Origin of the sequence: Acidisoma sp. (assembly GCF_035492295.1) — a bacterium.
Taxonomy (GTDB): Bacteria; Pseudomonadota; Alphaproteobacteria; order Acetobacterales; family Acetobacteraceae; genus Acidisoma.
The window spans coordinates 19,433-36,747 of record NZ_DATJJK010000143.1 but is presented as its reverse complement, the minus strand read 5'-3'; the positions used below and the strand labels follow the sequence as shown (position 1 = coordinate 36,747).

Annotated in this window: 13 protein-coding genes; 2 read left to right on the top strand and 11 right to left on the bottom strand. The window is 65.2% G+C overall.

The window, feature by feature from the left end:
* Window positions 1-37: 37 nt before the first annotated feature.
* The 3 genes from pqqC to pqqA are packed head-to-tail and all read right to left on the bottom strand — an operon-like array spanning window position 38 to window position 1,797.
* Window positions 38-772 carry a pyrroloquinoline-quinone synthase PqqC gene (gene pqqC, locus VL752_RS10215; RefSeq protein WP_325354769.1) on the bottom strand — a complete coding sequence of 245 codons (735 nt, stop codon included), beginning with the start codon at window positions 770-772 and terminating at the stop codon, window positions 38-40.
* The gene (pqqB, locus tag VL752_RS10210; RefSeq protein WP_325354767.1) at window positions 769-1,677 is read right to left on the bottom strand and encodes a pyrroloquinoline quinone biosynthesis protein PqqB; all 909 of its coding nucleotides are present in this window, start codon (window positions 1,675-1,677) and stop codon (window positions 769-771) included. Before pqqB ends, pqqC begins: the two co-directional genes overlap by 4 nt.
* 39 nt (window positions 1,678-1,716) lie before the next feature.
* On the bottom strand, window positions 1,717-1,797 hold the full coding sequence (gene pqqA / locus VL752_RS10205) for a pyrroloquinoline quinone precursor peptide PqqA (RefSeq protein WP_325354778.1): 81 nt from the start codon (window positions 1,795-1,797) through the stop codon (window positions 1,717-1,719).
* Between the two features lie 326 nt (window positions 1,798-2,123).
* Between pqqA and VL752_RS10200 the strand changes: the two genes are divergently transcribed.
* The gene (locus VL752_RS10200; RefSeq protein WP_325354765.1) at window positions 2,124-3,605 is read left to right on the top strand and encodes an FAD-dependent oxidoreductase; all 1,482 of its coding nucleotides are present in this window, start codon (window positions 2,124-2,126) and stop codon (window positions 3,603-3,605) included.
* Between the two features lie 3 nt (window positions 3,606-3,608).
* Here the strand turns inward: VL752_RS10200 and acpS are convergent, their stop codons facing one another.
* From acpS to folK, 4 genes are all read right to left on the bottom strand, one after another.
* Entirely contained in the window at window positions 3,609-4,022 is a 414-nt protein-coding gene (gene acpS / locus VL752_RS10195; protein ID WP_325354763.1) for a holo-ACP synthase, read from the bottom strand.
* The gene (locus VL752_RS10190) at window positions 4,022-6,334 is read right to left on the bottom strand and encodes a RelA/SpoT family protein (protein ID WP_325354761.1); all 2,313 of its coding nucleotides are present in this window, start codon (window positions 6,332-6,334) and stop codon (window positions 4,022-4,024) included. Before VL752_RS10190 ends, acpS begins: the two co-directional genes overlap by 1 nt.
* Window positions 6,335-6,340: 6 nt before the next feature.
* Window positions 6,341-6,739, bottom strand: a complete 399-nt coding sequence (gene rpoZ / locus VL752_RS10185) for a DNA-directed RNA polymerase subunit omega (RefSeq protein ID WP_325354759.1) — start codon at window positions 6,737-6,739, stop codon at window positions 6,341-6,343.
* A gap of 108 nt (window positions 6,740-6,847) precedes the next feature.
* Complete coding sequence (folK, locus tag VL752_RS10180) at window positions 6,848-7,348, bottom strand: 2-amino-4-hydroxy-6-hydroxymethyldihydropteridine diphosphokinase (RefSeq protein WP_325354757.1); 501 nt, start codon at window positions 7,346-7,348, stop codon at window positions 6,848-6,850.
* A gap of 114 nt (window positions 7,349-7,462) precedes the next feature.
* Between folK and VL752_RS10175 the strand changes: the two genes are divergently transcribed.
* The gene (locus VL752_RS10175; RefSeq protein ID WP_325354755.1) at window positions 7,463-8,125 is read left to right on the top strand and encodes a uracil-DNA glycosylase; all 663 of its coding nucleotides are present in this window, start codon (window positions 7,463-7,465) and stop codon (window positions 8,123-8,125) included.
* A 15-nt stretch (window positions 8,126-8,140) separates the two neighbouring features.
* Here the strand turns inward: VL752_RS10175 and VL752_RS10170 are convergent, their stop codons facing one another.
* The 4 genes from VL752_RS10170 to glgB form a co-directional block, all read right to left on the bottom strand.
* Window positions 8,141-9,211: a lipid A deacylase LpxR family protein gene (locus VL752_RS10170; protein WP_325354753.1), complete on the bottom strand. Its 1,071-nt coding sequence runs from the start codon at window positions 9,209-9,211 to the stop codon at window positions 8,141-8,143.
* 97 nt (window positions 9,212-9,308) lie between these two features.
* Window positions 9,309-13,577 (bottom strand): glycogen debranching protein GlgX, encoded by a 4,269-nt coding sequence (gene glgX / locus VL752_RS10165; RefSeq protein WP_325354752.1) that lies wholly within the window; start codon window positions 13,575-13,577, stop codon window positions 9,309-9,311.
* Window positions 13,574-15,055, bottom strand: coding sequence for a glycogen synthase GlgA (glgA, locus tag VL752_RS10160; protein WP_325354750.1), 1,482 nt, complete (start codon window positions 15,053-15,055; stop codon window positions 13,574-13,576). The genes glgX and glgA overlap by 4 nt, the downstream gene beginning before the upstream one ends.
* 38 nt (window positions 15,056-15,093) lie before the next feature.
* Window positions 15,094-17,262, bottom strand: a complete 2,169-nt coding sequence (gene glgB, locus VL752_RS10155) for a 1,4-alpha-glucan branching protein GlgB (protein ID WP_325354775.1) — start codon at window positions 17,260-17,262, stop codon at window positions 15,094-15,096.
* Window positions 17,263-17,315 lie beyond the last annotated feature (53 nt).

The window sequence follows — 17,315 nt, the reverse complement described above, 5'->3', positions numbered from 1 at the left end:
CTCGGCACGCTATCTGGGGTCATGATCCGTATTCCCCTCAGGCGGCTTCTGGCCGAAAGCAACCGGGCGGGATGAAGCCTGGAGCGACATAGGAAAAATAGAGCGCATCGAGCTGCGACCAGAGGACATCGCATTTGAAGCGGAGCGAAGCGAGAACGCCTTCCTGCTTCTCTGCGTCGGTCGCATGCGTCTTCACGTAGTCGAGCGCGAAAGCGACATCTTTCGGCGCCTGGGTAAGACGGGGCGTGAAATAGGCAAGCGTATCCTCGGTGATGAAATCGTAATGGCGCAACATGCCGGCCACCCTTTCACCGATGATCGAAGGGGAGAACATTTCGGTCAACGACGACGCGATCGCCTCCAGGAGTGGGCGCTCCTGCACAAACCGCACATAGGCATCGACCGCGAAGCGCGTGCCTGGCAGGATGCCTATGCCGGATTCGACATAGTCCCGGTCAAGCCCGACGCCCTCGGCAAGCTTCAGCCAGCGCGCGATGCCGCCCGTGCCCGGGGCATCGCCGTCATGATCGATGATACGAGACCGCCATTCGCGGCGGAGCTCGGCCGTCGGCAGGCGCGCCATGAGACTAGCATCCTTCGCCGGAATCCGACTTTGATAGTAGTAGCGGTTGAGCGCCCAGGCCTGAACCTGCGGTTTCGTCAATTTCCCATCATGCAGCATGCGATGGAACGGATGGAGATTATGGTAGCGCTCGGCGCCGATGGCGCGAAGCGCTTCTTCCAGCTGCATGGGTGACAGGAGCGTCGTCATAGCGTGATCTCCATCCCGTCGAAGGCGACGTCCCATCCAGCCGCGCGGACGGCCGCCTGTTCGGAGGAGCCGCGATCCAGGATTGGATTGGAATTGTTGAGGTGAATAAGGATCTTTCGACCGACGGGAAGAGTCTCGAACGCTTCGAGCGTGCCGCCCGGTCCCTGTACCGGCATATGGCCCATGCGGCGCCCGGTCTTGGGACCGAGGCCCGCCACGATCATCTCGTTATCCTCCCAGAGCGTGCCATCGAACAACACGACATCGGCACCGGACACGCGCGCCCGCACGACGTCATCGATGTGCGCGCAACCTGGAATGAAGACCATCCGCTTTCGTCCGTCCGAAATCTCCACACCGCTGACGTCATCGTCCGAATTCAGCTGCGCCCGCACATTCTCGAGAAACAGAGGAACTTTTCCGGGCACCGGAAACAACGTGGCCTGCAATGCGCCCGCGCCGTTTCCCAGAGCGAAAGGCAGGCTCGGGGCGCAGGCGTGACGGCTGACGAATTCCGGATGGAGCGCATCGAAAATAGGGTTCGCCCTCAGCACGTCGAGCACCTGCGTGGTGGCGAAGAGGGAAAAATGATGGCGTTCGCGCAGACAAAGAAGACCAGCAATCGCATCGACCTCGCCCGACGTCAGAATGACGCCGCGGATCGGTGACGACCGGAGACCTTCTGCAGGATGCAGCGCAGGTGTCGCTAGAATCTGTTGGCGAAGGTCGGGCGACGCATTCAGCAGGAACCAGTCGACGCCATTGCCGGAGACCGCGAGTGCCGCTTGGCTCTGCGGTGGACATGCAGGATCGAGCGCGCGCGCACGACGACAACGTTCCGCATTGGAATTCCATTGCGGAAACCCGCCGCCTGCCGCCGCTCCGAGGACGACAATTGATATCATAGATGAAAAAATCCGCTCCCTTTCGGGAGCGGATACAAATCACGACTTCTTGGCGCAGACGTAGCTGTTGATCTCGGCGCCAAGCGCCACTTCGACGATACGGGGCTTATTCCAAGCCATGATATGACCTCACAAAGATGAACACCCTGTAACTAGAAGCCTGCTCTCCCGGTGGCAAGGCGCACATCCGACCAAAAACGAATGGCACGGCGGCCCGGGGTGGGCTTCCGGCGGTGCCTTGGCCAATCCGCCCCGTAATCAGATAAAAACAGCAGAATCAGCAAGCGCAGCCTACGGCTCGCGCAAGGATTGAAAAAACAAAAAATCAGATTGCAGGTCAGCATCCGATCACGCTTTTGTAACTGGAGCGGCGGGGCGGCTTGCCGCCTGTCAATTTAACCGCCCAACATGGCCGCAGGAAAAACGTAACAAACTGGGAGATCCCGATGTTGGATGTTCTCGTGGTCGGAGCGGGGCCGGTCGGCCTCACCCTCGCCGCCGAACTCGCGCGCTATGGCTTGTCCGTCCGGATCGTCGATAAGGCTGCTCATCCGACCACGACCTCCAAGGCGCTGGCTATCTGGAGCCGCAGCCTCGAGCTCTTCGACCGGATGGGCTGCACGGAGCAATTCCTGGCCGCCGGTATCCAAGGCCATGGCGCCTCGATCCGCAGCGGCGGCCAGGTGCTGGGCCATGCCCGGCTCGACGCTATACCGAGCGCCTATAATTTCGCGCTGATGATCCCGCAGCGAGAGACTGAACGGCTGATGGCTGCGCATCTCGGCCGTTTTGGTCCCGCCGTGGAGCGGGAAGTTGAACTGACCGGCTTCGAGGACCGAGGGGACAGGGTGCAGGCGAGGCTGCACCACGCGGATGGACGGGAGGAGATGGTCGACTGTCTCTGGCTCGTGGGCTGCGACGGCGCCCATAGCACGGTGCGACACAGCCTCGGCTTCGCCTTCGCGGGGGCGCCCGAACCCAATGACTGGGTGCTGGCCGATGTCACCCTCCAGGGTGCTGCGGCGCCACCGGCCGACGAGGTCAGCCTCTATCTGCACCGGGACGGGCTTTTTGTCGTCTTCCCCATGCCGGGGCCCCGCTTCCGCCTGGTGGCGACGCTTGGCGCCGCCGATCCTGACAAGTCGCGGCCCGATCCCACCCTCGAGTCGATCCAAACCCTCATCGCTCAGCGGGCCGGCGGTGGCTTCACGGCCGAGGATCCGCAGTGGCTCGCCAATTTCCGGGTGCACGAGCGCAAAGTCGCCGATTACCGGCGCGGCCGCGTCTTTCTCGCCGGAGACGCCGCCCATATCCACAGTCCGGCGGGTGGCCAGGGCATGAATACCGGCATGCAGGATGCGATCAACCTCGCCTGGAAGCTCGCCATGGTAGGCCACGGCGCGGCCGATCCCGATCTTCTCCTGAGCTACAGTCCCGAGCGCAGCGCCGTCGGCGAAATCGTGCTGCGCAATGCGACCCGCATGACGGAAATGGCGACCCTCGCCAATCCTGCGGCCCAGGGGCTGCGCAACCTCGTGCTCCGTTTCGCGCTGGGCCTCGCCCCGATCCGGGAGCGGATGGCGCTGCAGATGAGCGAGGTCGAGATCGCCTATGGGTCGAGCCCGCTGTCCCGCGGTCTGCATGCCGGCGCCCATGGGCTGGTGGCGGGCGCCCGCCTGCCGCCGGAATTCTACGCGGGCGCTCCGCCCGGCGCGGGCGAGCGGCCCCGTTTCGTGCTCTATGCCGAACCGGGGGCGGACAGTGCCGATCTGCTCAGCCGCTTTCCCGAAATGCTGGAACCCGTGGCCCGGCCGGCGCCGGAAGGCGGGCTCCTCCTGCTCGTCCGGCCGGACGGCTATATCGGCTTCGCGGGGAAGGCGGGCGACTGGGCGGAGGCCATTGCCTATCTGGGCGGGCTCGCCGCCTGATCCTCAATCTTCGCGGCGCGGCACGGCGGAGATGATGACCTGGGCAAAGGCGTAGGGGTATTCGTCCGTCATGGTCAGAGCGACCTGCGCCTCCATGCCTGGGGGCGTCAGCGCCGCCAGACGCGCAGCGGCGCCGCCGGTGAGCTTCAGCGTCGGCGCCCCGGAGGGCAGATTGACGACGCCGAGATCAGACATGAAGACGCCGGCATTGAAGCCGGTGCCGAGCGCCTTGGCGCAGGCCTCCTTGGCGGCGAATCGTTTGGCGAAAGTGGGTGCCTGCAGCCGCTCGGTCCGCCGCATCGCTTTTCGACGTTCGGTCTCCGTAAACACCCGCTCGAGAAAACGGTCACCGAAGCGGGCGATGACTTTCTCCACGCGGCGGATGTCGCAGAGATCCGATCCGATGCCGATGATCATCAGCCTTTCGCCCGTTCCACCTGGGTAATGCCGGTCGTCGCGCGCAGCCCGGCGATCACGGTCGAAAGATGGCGCAGATTGCGCACCTCCACGTCCAGCAGGATCTCGCAGAAATCCTGCTGCCGGCTGACGACGCGCAGATTGAGGACCGAGCCGTCATGCTTGGTGACGGCATTCGAGATATTGGGCAGCAGGTCTCGTTCGTTGGTCGCGATGATGCTGATGCGGCCGGAATAGGCCTGGCCGCCGCGGGCCTGCTGCGGCAGCGTGTCATCCCATTCGACATCCAAGAAGCGCTCGGGCGTCGCCGCGAAGCTCTGCAGTTGCGGGCAGTCACGCGTATGGATGGTGACGCCGCGGCCGGTGGCGACGATGCCGACGATGGGATCGCCGGGCAGCGGATGGCAGCACCCGGCATAGCTCACCACCATGCCCGAGATGAGGCCGCGGATCGGCGGGCCGGCCGGGCTGTCATCCGATTTGGAGCCGAGACGCCCACCCGCGGGCCTGGGCGGCAGCCCCATGCCGGGCAGCAGGCGCGGCGCCCGTGCCGTCTCCCGCATTTCAGGATAGGCCGCGTGAACCACGTCCTTGGGGCCGACATGGCCGCTGGCGACCGCGACGTAGAGATCGTCCATGGTGAGCAGTTTCAGCGTTTTGAGCGCCGGTTCCAGCGCACGTTCCGATCCGTCCAGCCCTTCCTGGCGGAACGCCTTGGCCAGCACCGCCCGGCCCTGCTCGCGATTGATGGTGCGCTGCTGCTGGGCCACGAACCGCCGGACCCGCGCCCGCGCCTTGCCAGTGACGACGAAGCGTTCCCATTGCGGGGAGGGCGTGCCGCCGCGCGCCGTCATGATCTCAACCTGGTCGCCGTTCTGCAGCTCGTAGCGCAGCGGCATCAACCGGCCGTTGATCTTGGCACCGACGCAGGTATCGCCCACCTGGCTGTGCACGGCATAGGCGAAGTCGACCGGCGTCGCGCCACGGGGCAGCTGGATCAGCTCGCCCTTGGGCGTGAAGCAGAAGACCTGGTCGTGATACAGTTCGAGCTTGGTATTCTCGAGGAACTCGTCCGGCGCCTGGCTGTTCTCAAGGATTTCGAGAAGATCCTGCACCCAGCGGAAGCGCTGCAGATCGGCCGCGACCTGCGGGTCCCGGTCCTTGTAGAGCCAGTGGGCGGCGACACCGTTTTCCGCCACGTCATGCATGTCGAAGGTCCGGATCTGGACCTCGATCTTCTGGTTGCGCGGCTCGCGCAGCGTGACCCCGGTATGGATGCTCTGGTAGCCGTTGGCCTTGGGGGTGGAGATATAGTCCTTGAAACGCCCGGCGATGACGGGAAAGGCCGAATGGATGGCGCCGAGCGCGATGTAGCATTCGTCCCGCGTTTTCACGAGAACGCGGAAGGCCATGATGTCCGAAAGCTGCTCGTAGGCGACATTGCGCTTCTGCATTTTCTCCCAGATGGAGAAGGGAGATTTCTCGCGGCCCGTAATGTCGATGCCGATGAGCCCGGCGGCCGCACAGACGCGAATGAGTTCGCGCCGCACCTCCTCGATGACATCCGCCCCCTGGCCGCGCAGGAAGTTCAGCCGCGCCTGGATGCTGCCATAGGCCTCGGGCTCGAGCTGCGCGAAGGAGAGGTTCTGCAGCTCGCTCTTGATCGCATCCATGCCGATGCGGCCGGCGAGCGGGGCGTAGATCTCCATCGTCTCGCGGGCGATGCGCTGCCGCCGGCTTTGGTTCTCCACGAAATGCAGCGTCCGCATATTGTGCAGACGGTCCGCGAGCTTCACCAGGAGGACGCGGATATCCTTGGACAGCGCGAGGACGAGCTTGCGGAAATTCTCCGCCTGCTTGGTGCGGTCTGATTGCAGTTCGAGGCGGGTGAGCTTGGTGACGCCATCGACGAGCAGCGCCACGTCCGGCCCGAACTGCTTGTCGATCTGGGCCTGGGTGACACCGGTATCTTCGATCGTGTCGTGCAGCAGGCCGGTAATGATGCTGCCGGGGTCCAGCCGATATCCCGCCAGGATATCCGCGACCGCGAGGGGATGGATGATATAGGGCTCGCCGTTGTCCCGCTGCTGCTGGGCGTGCGCGGTAGAAGCCAAAGCGAAGGCCGCATCAATCCGCGCAGCATCCGTCTTCGGATCATAGGCGAGGATTTTCTGGACAAGCGCCTTTTCGCGCTCGGCATAGGGCAGAGGCGAAGAGACCTCGGCCCCCGCCGGTCCTACCGCTACGCCATCAGGCGCACGGCAAGGCCCGGTCAGACCATGGACGGCGTGTGCCCGTCGTCCATCATCCATCGGTGCTTATCGCCGACCGCGACCACCGAGCTCAGCCTCGATCGCCGCTTCTATGTCCAGAGAAGGATCATCACGTCCCATCTGGGCATTCTCCTCCTCGGCCGAAACGTCCTGCAAGCCGAAAATATTCTGGTCGGTCGGGATAAGGTCCATGACCTCCTCATCGGCCGGCTCCGGCTCGGGCGCACGGGACAGGGATCGGACCAGATCGCCTTCCAGGCGGTCGAGATCGACATTCTCGTCAGCGATTTCACGCAGAGCAACGACGGGATTCTTGTCATTGTCGCGATCCAGCGTCAGTTCCTCGCCGCGAGCGATGTTCCGGGCCCGCTGAGAGGCCAGGAGAACCAGCTCAAAGCGGTTCGGAACCTGCAGAATGCAATCTTCAACGGTGACACGCGCCATCCGCTCAATCTCCGTATGAAAGATGAGTGAACGCGGTGAGTAGCGGTACCCGGCCCCTGACGCAAGGATTCCCCGCGCCTCCGCGGCTCATGGCAGGCATCAGCCGGGCTAGGACCGAACCTGCGCCATGTCCTGCGGCGGCAGCGACTCGAGGAGTTCCGCCGCGGTCAGGCCGAGCAGCGGATGGCGCCAGTCCGGCGCCACGTCCTTCAACGGCACGAGAACAAACGCTCGCTCATGCGCCCGAGGATGAGGCAGTATCGGGTCTGGCGCGGGCGGCTGGCGGATGAGATCGCCCATCGCGATGAGATCGAGATCGAGGCTGCGGGCGGCATTCGCGACACTCCGGGTGCGGCCGAAGCGAGCTTCGATCGCCAGCACATTGGCCAGCAGGTGGGCCGGGTCCGCCTCGCCCGAGAGGCGCATCACCCCATTGATATAGGACGGCTGGTCGGAGACCGGCACGGGCGCCGTCTCGTAGAAGTGGGAAACGGCGTCGAGCCGCAGACCCGGCAGGGCGGAGACGGCCGCGATCGCCCGCCGGCAGGTCTCCGCCGGGGTCGCGCCGTCCGGTCCGGGCAGGTTGGCGCCGAATGCGATGAGGATCATCGGCGCTCCCTGCCCGAGGCCCGGGGGAGACGCAAGACCGCGGCAAGCATTGGCCTGCCATAAGAGCTGTGCGAGAAGACCCTATTCCTCAGATACACGCGTGAGTTGCAACCCATGCTGGATGTGCAGACGGATTCAGAAGCTCCCCCGCGGGACTGCCCGCTATGTCCGCGGCTTGTCGAATACCGCCGGGCAAACCAGATCGCCAATCCCGACTGGTTCAACGGGCCTGTTCCGAGCTTCGGCCCGATCGAGGCGCCGATCGCGATCGTCGGCATGGCGCCGGGCGTGCGCGGCGCAAACCGTACCGGACGCCCCTTCACCGGGGATCACGCCGGCATCCTGCTCTACAAAACGCTTCTGGAGTTCGGCCTGGCACGGGGCCAGTACGAGGCCCGGCCGGATGACGGGCTGGCGCTGACCGGCTGCCGCATCGTCAATGCCGTGCGCTGCGTGCCGCCGGCTAATCTGCCGACGCCGGCCGAAACCACCACCTGCAACCGTTTCCTGACGCGGGAATTGCAGCTCATGCCCAATCTGCAGGTGGCACTTGCCCTCGGCGTTCTCGCCCACACCGCGGTGCTGAAAGCCTGTGGCATCCGCCAGAGCCATGTGAAATTCCGCCACGGCGCGCTGCACGAACTGCCGGACGGGCTGATCCTGGCCAACAGCTATCATGTGTCCCGCTACAACACGAATACCGGCCGGCTGACGGATGTGATGTTCCAGGATGTCATCCGCAGCATCCTGAACCGTGTCGCCGCGACTGCCGGCTGAGTCCGCAGACCGCGATCAGAAGCGTGCCGAGACGGCGACCGAACCGAAATCGAAAAGGCCGCCCTGCTGACTCGTGAATTCGTGCGTTTGCCACGTCTGGCTGAAGGTCATGCGCACGCCGTGCCAGATCATGGCGAGGCCGAGCACGAACTCGCCGACAAACGGCATCTTGTCGACGCTCGGACCATCGGCGAAGGAATTACCCTCAAGCAGGGTGTTGTAAGCCACCGCACGGCCATCCACGCCGCCGAAGACATACCAGGCGAAGCCGGCATCCGGCAGATAGGCATCTCCCCCGTCCGTCCCGGGCGTGATGCGGCCCGCGCCGAAATCATCCTCCAACCCTTGCCCGATCCGGAGCGTTCCGCCGGCCTGGGCATAGATCTGCTCGGTGCCGACAAAGCCGGTCACATCCGGCAGAACGTCGACCGCCATGGGCGCGGTGTTCAGCGCCGGCAGCGACGCGAGGCTGAGGAGCGGCAGCCGCCACGTGCGGTCCGCGAAAAAATTCAGCACCGGCCGATTGTCGAGCTGATCATCCCAGCCCTGGTTCTTCTCGTCGCCAATGATGGTGTGAAAGCCGTTTTGCACGATCTCACCCCCCGCATCGGGCCCAAGCACGCCGACCTGCGCCCCGAGCCGGGTGCGGGTCAACAGCGTGTCCTGGATGAGCTGGCCGGTCAGCAGGAGCGTGGCCGCATAGGGCCGGTCATTGGGGTCGGGCGGATTGATCTGCGTATCTGAAGGCGTATAAATCTGCTGGCTGAGATCAATGCTGACGCGCTGATCGCCGTCGCCCAGCAGCGCATGGCCCGCACGGGCGATGAAGCCAGGCACCGCGCCGGTCGGCCCGGTCCATCCCAACGCGACCCCGCTGGAATAATATTCGTCGGTTGAACCCGTGACGTCGTTTTCGACGCGGACAGTAACGATGCTGCCCTGGTCCTCTGCGGGAAGCAGGACCTGCGCCTCGCCCGGCGCGCTGAGCCCGAGCGCCAGACTGAAGACGGCTGCTGCCGAGACTATGCATACCAGGGACGGTCTGCCGCTTCGCGGAAGCCGCTCGGCATCATCCAGTTCGAGCATGGCACCCTTTGCGACGGACGAATGACTAACTAAGAGGCACCGAAACCTATCAAAAAAGCAAAGAATTCCGAGAGGAACGAAAGACTTATATCTTCTATCACGGCATTTTGCTGACGCGATCCTTCAATTTTTCCCGAACGGCGCGACCAAGCTCCGTCTGCCACAGCGAGTCGGCGGGCAGCATCACGCGGCGCTGCCAGTTCGGGCGTTCCTGGTCTGTGCCGGGCAGGTTGAGGGCGACGGTTTCCTTCGCGAGGTCATCCGCCTGGACCAGGTCGAGCAGGCAGGATGTGCGGCCGATATAGGCGTGGAAGGCCGCGGCGACGGATGTTTCCATGGGCGCTGACAAATCGACCGCATCAGCCGAGGCAATCAGCCCTTCGCCCGCCAGGGCCGCCAGCGCCACGCGCTTCTCCTCCGCTCTCGCCGTACGGGAGGCCTCGGCGGCGGCCGCATCCGCAAAACCGAGGACCAGCCGCTCCTCGATGTCGGCACCCTCCCACCATCCGGCAAGAGTTGGCAGGTCGTGGGTCGAGACGCAGGCGGCCGCCAGGCGCGGATAAGCGCTGGGCGGCTTGAAGCCCGCCCCTTCCCGTTCAAACCAGAACACTTTGTACGAAAGCAGGCCGCGATCGGCCATCGCCTCCCGCACCCCGTCCGGCACGGTGCCCAGATCCTCACCCACCACGATGCAGCGGGCAGCCTGGGATTCGAGCGCGGTGACCCCCAGCATCTCCGCCAGCGGATAGGCGAGATAGGCGCCATCCGCAGGCTTGCCGCCCTCGGGGATGAGAAAGAGCCGGTTGAGCCCCAGGACATGGTCGATCCGGAGCGCGCCAGCATGGCGCATATTGGCGCCAAGCAGTTCGCCGAAGCCCTCGAACCCTTGGGCACGCATGGCGAGCGGATTGGGCGGCGGCAGGTTCCAGTTCTGCCCCTCGACCGAGAAGGGATCGGGCGGCGCGCCCACGGAGACGCCGGTCATCAGGAGATCCTGCTCCGACCATGCCTCCGCGCCGACCGGTGCGGTGCCGACCGCAAGGTCGCGATAGAAGCCGAGGGACAGACCGGCCTGCCGGCTGGCCGCATCGGCTGTCGCCAGCTGGTGGTCAGCCACCCATTGCAGGAAAGTAAAGAACGAAATCTCGCCCGGATGCCCGGCCGCGAAATCGGTAACAGCGGCGCCGGCGGGGTCGCGCAGCGCCTCCGGCCATGCCTGCCAGGCCTGGTCCGGATAGGTGGCGCCGATCGCCTGGAAGGTCGCGAAGCGGGCGAGACTCTGGCCACGTTCCCGCCGGAACCTTGCGAAGGCCGCCACCGCCGGATGGTCGGCGGGCAGCGTGGCGAGCCTGCCCCCAGCCGCCCGAAGCACCCGGGCTTTGCCGTCCCAGACCGCATGATAGTCCACCGACCGCATCTCGCGCAGCGGCGTGAAGCCTGCCTCCTCCGCCTGGAGTGCGGCACGGATCGCAGGGTCGTCGGACAGGAAAGGCAGGGCCGCGACATCGATATAAAGGGGATCGATAAAGCGCCGGTCGGAGGGCGAATAGGGGCTGACGAGATGACGGTTCTCGGGGAAGAGCGCATGCAGCGGATTGAGACCGACGATGCTGCCCCCTGCGGCCGCCGTCGCCCGGCCGATGTCGGCGAGGGTTGAGAAATCGCCGATTCCCTGATCCGCCGCACGGCGCAGCGAATAGAGATGCGCGGCCAGGCCGAAGCGGCGGCCATCCGCGGCCAGTTCGGGCGGCAGATAACATTGGCGGGGAGCGACGATGACGGCGCAATCGAACCGCTCACCGCCATCCTCACAAACCAGCCGGTGGCGGCCGGCGGGCGGCGATGGCAGCGCGATCCTGCGAATACGGCCGGTGCGGCCATCCGGCGCCGTTATCTCGCCCGCGCCGGACCCATCCGGCGGCACGACGAAACGGCTGCGGCTACCGTCCTGACGCTCAAGCACGAGGGCGATGGCGCGCGGCAGGGAGGCGAGTGCCGGGCCGAGCGTGACGGCGAGCAGCTCACCCTCGCGCAGCACGAGAGACGCGGGCAGCGCCGCGAAGCTGGTGCGGAGCGAGAGATCGTGCAGGCTCCAGGCGACCTCGTCCGGGCTGCGCGCCGGCAGCCGCATGGCGCCGAGCAGGGCGCGCTTGGTGTCCTGCGGCACCCGATGATTGGTGCCGACAATGTCCCACCAATCGTGGGAGAGCCCTGCCGCATCCGCGAGGCGCGCCAATGCCTCGCCTTCGTTCGCACGGACGCGGGCAAGCGTGGTTTCGGGGAGGATGCTGGGCGCCGCGGGCTCAGCCTCCTCGACCAGGAGCAGGACGGCGCGCGGTTCGACGCCGATCATCCGGACAGAGACGATAGGTCCCGCCTCGGGCTGCGCGCTGTCAATCTCGCGCCGCCAGACATGGCCGGGGCGCGGCGGCGGCAGGGTAAGGTCAAAACCCTGCCACCCGGCGTGCAGCACGACCAGGGCTCGGCTCCCCTGCCCGCCCTCGACCGGCCGGTAGAGATCGGCGATCAACGTACGGTAGACCGGGTTGTTCCAGTCCTCCACCCGCATTGCCTCGCCATTCCACCGCCGCCAGGTAACGTCAGGCTGCAAGGTCTCATCCAGCGGTTCGCCGGCCAGGTGGGCCAGCGCTGTCAGCGCCGGACAGTCGCGCCGCGCGCGAATGAGCTTGGTGACGAAGGCCGTGAGCCCGGTATCCGCCTGATCCCAATCAAACCAGGAAATCGGCTTATCCTGGGAATAGGCGTTGTTATTGCCTTGCTGCGTGCGACCGAGTTCATCACCCCCGGCCAGCATCGGCGTGCCATGGGACAGCAGCAGCGTCGCCAGCATGGCCCGCACATCCGACAGGCGCGCCGCGCGGATGCCCGGATCCTCACTCGGCCCTTCGACGCCATGGTTCCAGGAGAGATTGTCGGTCGTGCCATCCCGGTTGCCCTCGCCATTCGCCTCATTATGCTTGGCAACATAGGAAACGAGATCGCGCAGGGAAAAGCCATCATGCGCGGTGATGAAGTTAATGCTGCGCGAAGGTTGATGTTTCAACTGGCCAAAAATATCCGAGGAGCCCGCGAAGCGGGTGGCGACCTCGCCCAGCAGACCGCCGTCGCCGCGCCAGAAGCGACGCATGGTGTCGCGGAAGCGGTCGTTCCATTCACCCCAAGGGGCAGGAAAGCCGCCGAGCTGATAGCCGCCCATGCCGACGTCCCAGGGCTCGGCAATCATGGCGACGCCGTGCAGTGCGGCGTCTTGCGCCAGCGCCTGCAGGAAGGGAGCGCGATGCTCGAAGGCTGCGGGATTGCGCGCGATGGTGGCGGCGAGATCGAAGCGGTAGCCGGAGAGGCCGGCGCGCCGCACCCAGAGCCGCAAGCTGTCCATGATCATGCGCAGCACGATGGGATGATCGGCCGCGAGGGTATTGCCGGTGCCGGTATCGTTCACCAGCACGCCGGGCTGGTTCGGATCGTGGCGGTAATAGCTGCGATGGTCGAGGCCGCGGAAGGAAACGGTGGGGCCCATCACATCCCCCTCGCCCGTATGGTTGAAGACGACATCGAGCAGCGCGGCGATGCCATGCTCCCGCAGCCGATCCGTAACCGCGCGGATCTCCGAAAAACCGCCAGGGGCGAGGCGCGGATCGGGCGCCATGTAGGTGACGGGATTGTAGCCCCAGTAATTGGTGAGGCCGAGCGGCGGCAGGTGCCGCTCATCCAGCCAGGCGGAGGAGGGCAGGAATTCCACTGCGCCGACATCCAGCCCGATCAGATGATCCATCAAGGGCTTTTCGAGGATCGCGGCATAGGTGCCGCGTAGCGCCTCCGGGATATCCATGCGCTGTTTCGAGAAGCCGCGCACATGCATCTCGTAGATGACCTGCCTCTGCCAGGAAAGTGGCGGCGGCGGCAAAGCCGGATCCGGCGCCTCGATGATCGCCTTCGGCATGAAAGGCGCGCTGTCGTCCTCGTTTCTCGGTGCTGACATCTCGGTGCCGGGCGGCCAGTCGAACATCGAGGCATGCAGCTTGAAGGGACGGTCCAGCCGTGTCGCATACGGGTCGATCAGCAGCTTGGACGGGTTGAAGCGGTGCCCTTCCTCGGGCGCCCAGGGACCGTAGGCGCGCAGACCGTAGCGGGCGCCCGGGCGGATGCCGCCAATCTCGCCGTGGAAGATGTCGAAGCTGCGCATGGGCAGCAGGATGCGCTCGATCTCGGTCTCGCCGGTCTCATCGAAAAGACAGAGTTCGATCGCCGTTGCATGGGTGGAAAAGACCGCGACGTTGATACCGTCTTCCGTCAGCGAGACGCCCAGCGGCTCGATCCGTCCCGCGGAAACCCGACGCTCGCTCATGCGCTGAGCGCCCGCGACAGGGCTGGATCGGCAAGCTCTCGGTAAAGCTCCGCATAGAGCCGGGCAGAGCGCCGCCAGGACACGTCCGTACGCATGCCGTTGCGCTGAATGCGGCGCCAGAGGGCGGGCTTGCGCCAAAGGGACGCAACGCGGAGTGCGGCCGATTCCAGCATCTCGACCGTCGGCGGATGGAACTGGATGCCGGTGCCGATCCCCTCCGCGCGCGCCATTTCGTTGACGTCGATGACGGTATCCGACAGGCCGCCGACGCGGGCAACGACCGGGATCGCGCCGTAGCGCAAGGCATAGAGCTGGGTGAGGCCGCAAGGCTCGAAGCGGGAGGGCAGCAGCAGCGCATCCGCCCCTGCCTGCATCAGGTGGCCCAGTTCCTCGTCATAACCGATGACGCAGCCGACACGACCGGGATAGGCGGTCACGGCATCGCGCACGGCGCGTTCCATCGCGCGGTCACCCTGGCCGATGAAGGCGACCTGCGCGCCGGTGCCGAGAATAAGCGGCAGGGCATCGAGCACCATGTCGATCCCCTTCTGCCAGGTGAGGCGGCTGACCAGGCCGAGCAGCAGAGCGTCGGGATCTTCGCGCAAACCGACGCGACGTTGCAGGCTCACCTTGTTGATGCGGCGGGGCTTGATGTGCAGCCGATCAAACTTGGCCGCGATCAGCGCATCGGTGGACGGATCCCAGACCGCCTCGTCAATACCGTTGAGGATGCCCTGCAGCTCGCCGATGCGGTCGCGCAGCAAGCCGCCGATGCCCATGCCACCCTGGCTGGTCGCAATTTCCTCGGCATATTTGGGCGAGACGGTGGTGATGCGGTCGGCGAATTGCAGACCCGCCTTGAGAAAGCCGATGCCGCCGTAATACTCGACCCCGTCGACCCCCATGGCGTCGGGCGGCAGGCCCAGGGGCCCGAGCAGTTCCGGCGCATACTGCCCCTGGAAAGCAAGGTTGTGGACCGTCATGATCGTCGCCGCCCGTCCGCGTTCGCCCATGCGATAATGCATATAGGCGGGCGTCAGGCCGGCCTGCCAGTCATGGGCGTGAACGATATCGGGACGGAAGGCCTCCACCTCGCCCAGTCCCATCGCGGCGCCGGCGGCCGAGAGGGCTGCGAAGCGAAAGGGATTGTCGGGCCAGTCCTCTCCCTCTGGCGTGAGATAGGGCGTGCCGTCCCGGTCGTAGAGATGCGGCGCGTCCAGCACGATCAGGTCAAGGCTGCCGACGGTCGCCCGCCGCAGCCAGGCAGGGCCGCCGAAGAGATCGGGGAAATGATGTATCTCCGTCGTCTCGGCCAGCTTCGTCATGACCTGGCGATAGCCGGGAATGAGCGAGGTGATGGCGATCCCTTCCGCCTTGAGGAACGGCGGCAGCGACCCGGCGACGTCGGCAAGGCCACCCGTCTTGACGAAGGGATAGAGCTCGGACACCACCGAGAGGACGGCAACTTGTGTTTTCACCAAACGTCCACCCGGCCCGAAGTCATCAGCCCTTGCCTTTATTCAGGATCATAGAGGAAATAAATCGTCGCAAGTGGCGGGACGGTTATAGCGGCGGAGGCAGCGAAACCATGGCTTGGAATGGGCTCTGCCCAGATCGTTCCACCATTGCCCTTGTCGCCGCCACCATAGCATGCCGCATCCGTATTCAGAATCTCCCGCCAACGCCCCGGGAAAGGAAGGCCGATGCGGTAGCCTTCCCGCAGCACGGGTGTGAAATGGGAAACAACCGCCACCGGCGCAATCCCCTCCTCGCCCGCAAATCGCATCCATGCGAAAACCGACTGCGCGCGATCGTCTGAGACGATCCAGCGGAAACCCTCAGGCTCGCAGTCCCGGCGATGAAGTGCCAGCGTATTCCGGTAGAGGTGATTGAGATCGCGCACCAGCGCCTGGGTGCCGGCATGAAGAGGCTGGCCGGTCAAAGACCAGTCGAGACTATGCTCGAACTGCCATTCGCCGCTCTGCGCGAATTCACAGCCCATGAAGAGCAGCTTCTTGCCCGGCTGGCCCCACATGAAGCCGTAATAGGCGCGCAGATTGGCGAAGCGCTGCCACTCGTCCCCGGGCATGCGGCCGAGCAGCGACTTCTTGCCGTAGACGACCTCGTCATGCGACAGCGGCAAGACAAAGTTCTCGCTATAGGCATAGACTTGGCCAAAGGTCATGCGGTCGTGATGCCATTGGCGATGCACCGGCTCCTGGGACATGTAGTCCAGCGTGTCGTGCATCCAGCCCATGTTCCATTTGAAGCCGAAACCGAGGCCGCCCAGATAACTTGGCGCGGAGACGCCAGACCAGGCGGTTGACTCCTCAGCGATCATGGTCGTGCCCGGAAAGCTCGCATAGGCGAGTTCGTTGACACGCCTCAGAAAGGCCACCGCCTCGCGATTGTCGTTCGATCCGTCCTCGTTCGGAATCCATTCTCCCGGCCGGCGCGAATAGTCGAGATAGAGCATGGACGCCACGGCATCGACGCGCAGACCGTCCAGATGGAAGACATCCAGCCAGTACATGGCGTTGGACACGAGGGTGGCCGAAACCTCCCGCCGGCTGAAATTGTAGATCGCCGTATTCCAGTCCGGGTGGTAGCCGCGGCGTGGATCGGCATGCTCATACAGATGGGTACCGTCGAACCGGTAGAGGCCATGCGCGTCGGTTGGGAAATGCGCCGGCACCCAATCGAGCAGGACGCCGAGCCCGGCCTGATGGGCGCGGTCCACGAAGCGGGCGAAACCTGCCGGATCGCCGAAGCGCCGCGTCGGCGCGAAAAGCCCCACGGGCTGGTAGCCCCAGGAGGCATCCAGCGGATGTTCGGTGATCGGCATCAGTTCGAGATGGGTGAAACCCATGTCGCGCGCATAGGGGACCAGCCGGTCGGCGAGTTCGTCATAGGACAGGAAGCGGTTCCCCTCCCCCTTCTGCCAGGAGCCGAGATGCACCTCGTAAACCGACATCGGCTTGCGGCGCGGATCGCCCTCCGCGCGCGCCGCGCGGTGCAGATCATCATGCCATTCGAACGCGTCGATCTTCGCGATGACGGAGGCGGTGGAAGGGCGTAGCTCGGCTGAAAAGCCCACGGGGTCCGCCTTCAGCGGCAAAAGCTCACCCTGCGGGCCCACGATCTCGTATTTGTAGGCTTCCCCTTCGCCCAGTTCGGGGGCGAAAATCTCCCAGACACCGGGCCCGTGGCGTTTGCGCATCTGGTGGCGCCGGCCATCCCAGCTGTTGAAATCGCCCACGACGGCGACGCGCTTCGCATTGGGTGCCCAGACAGCGAAATTCACGCCGCGCACGCCCTCATGCTCGATCACATGCGCGCCGAGCCGCTCATGGACGCGATTATGCGTGCCCTCAGCGAAGAGATAATCGTCCATCGGGCCCAGGACCGGCGGAAAGGCATAGGCATCGTAGAATTCCCACACGCCGCCGGCATTGGTCGCGCGGAGCTTGTAGAGCGCGCCCATGGCGAGACGCGGCACCAGCGCCTCGAAAAAGCCGTGGGGATGCTTCCAGGCCAGGGTCGCCAGGGTCTCTCCTTCCGGAGAGACCACGAGCAACTGGTCCGCATGCGGCACGAAGGCGCGAACCGCCATGCCGGCATCGGTCATATGCGGCCCCAACACGCTGAAGGGGTCGGGGTGGCGCGCGCCGAGGATTCCCTGCAGGTCGCTCTGTGAGACCCGCCAATCCCGGACGCGCCTGAGGCCGCCCCTTTCGC

Bases quoted from the DNA above. Each gene is read 5' to 3' on its own strand.
- rpoZ (WP_325354759.1), bottom strand. From the start codon at position 6,739: ATGGCGCGTGTCACCGTTGAAGATTGCATTCTGCAGGTTCCGAACCGC.
- folK (WP_325354757.1), bottom strand. From the start codon at position 7,348: ATGATCCTCATCGCATTCGGCGCCAACCTGCCCGGACCGGACGGCGCG.
- VL752_RS10175 (WP_325354755.1), top strand. From the start codon at position 7,463: ATGCTGGATGTGCAGACGGATTCAGAAGCTCCCCCGCGGGACTGCCCG.
- VL752_RS10200 (WP_325354765.1), top strand. From the start codon at position 2,124: ATGTTGGATGTTCTCGTGGTCGGAGCGGGGCCGGTCGGCCTCACCCTC.
- glgX (WP_325354752.1), bottom strand. From the start codon at position 13,577: ATGAGCGAGCGTCGGGTTTCCGCGGGACGGATCGAGCCGCTGGGCGTC.
- VL752_RS10170 (WP_325354753.1), bottom strand. From the start codon at position 9,211: ATGCTCGAACTGGATGATGCCGAGCGGCTTCCGCGAAGCGGCAGACCG.
- acpS (WP_325354763.1), bottom strand. From the start codon at position 4,022: ATGATCATCGGCATCGGATCGGATCTCTGCGACATCCGCCGCGTGGAG.
- pqqB (WP_325354767.1), bottom strand. From the start codon at position 1,677: ATGATATCAATTGTCGTCCTCGGAGCGGCGGCAGGCGGCGGGTTTCCG.
- pqqC (WP_325354769.1), bottom strand. From the start codon at position 772: ATGACGACGCTCCTGTCACCCATGCAGCTGGAAGAAGCGCTTCGCGCC.
- pqqA (WP_325354778.1), bottom strand. From the start codon at position 1,797: ATGGCTTGGAATAAGCCCCGTATCGTCGAAGTGGCGCTTGGCGCCGAG.
- VL752_RS10190 (WP_325354761.1), bottom strand. From the start codon at position 6,334: ATGGATGATGGACGACGGGCACACGCCGTCCATGGTCTGACCGGGCCT.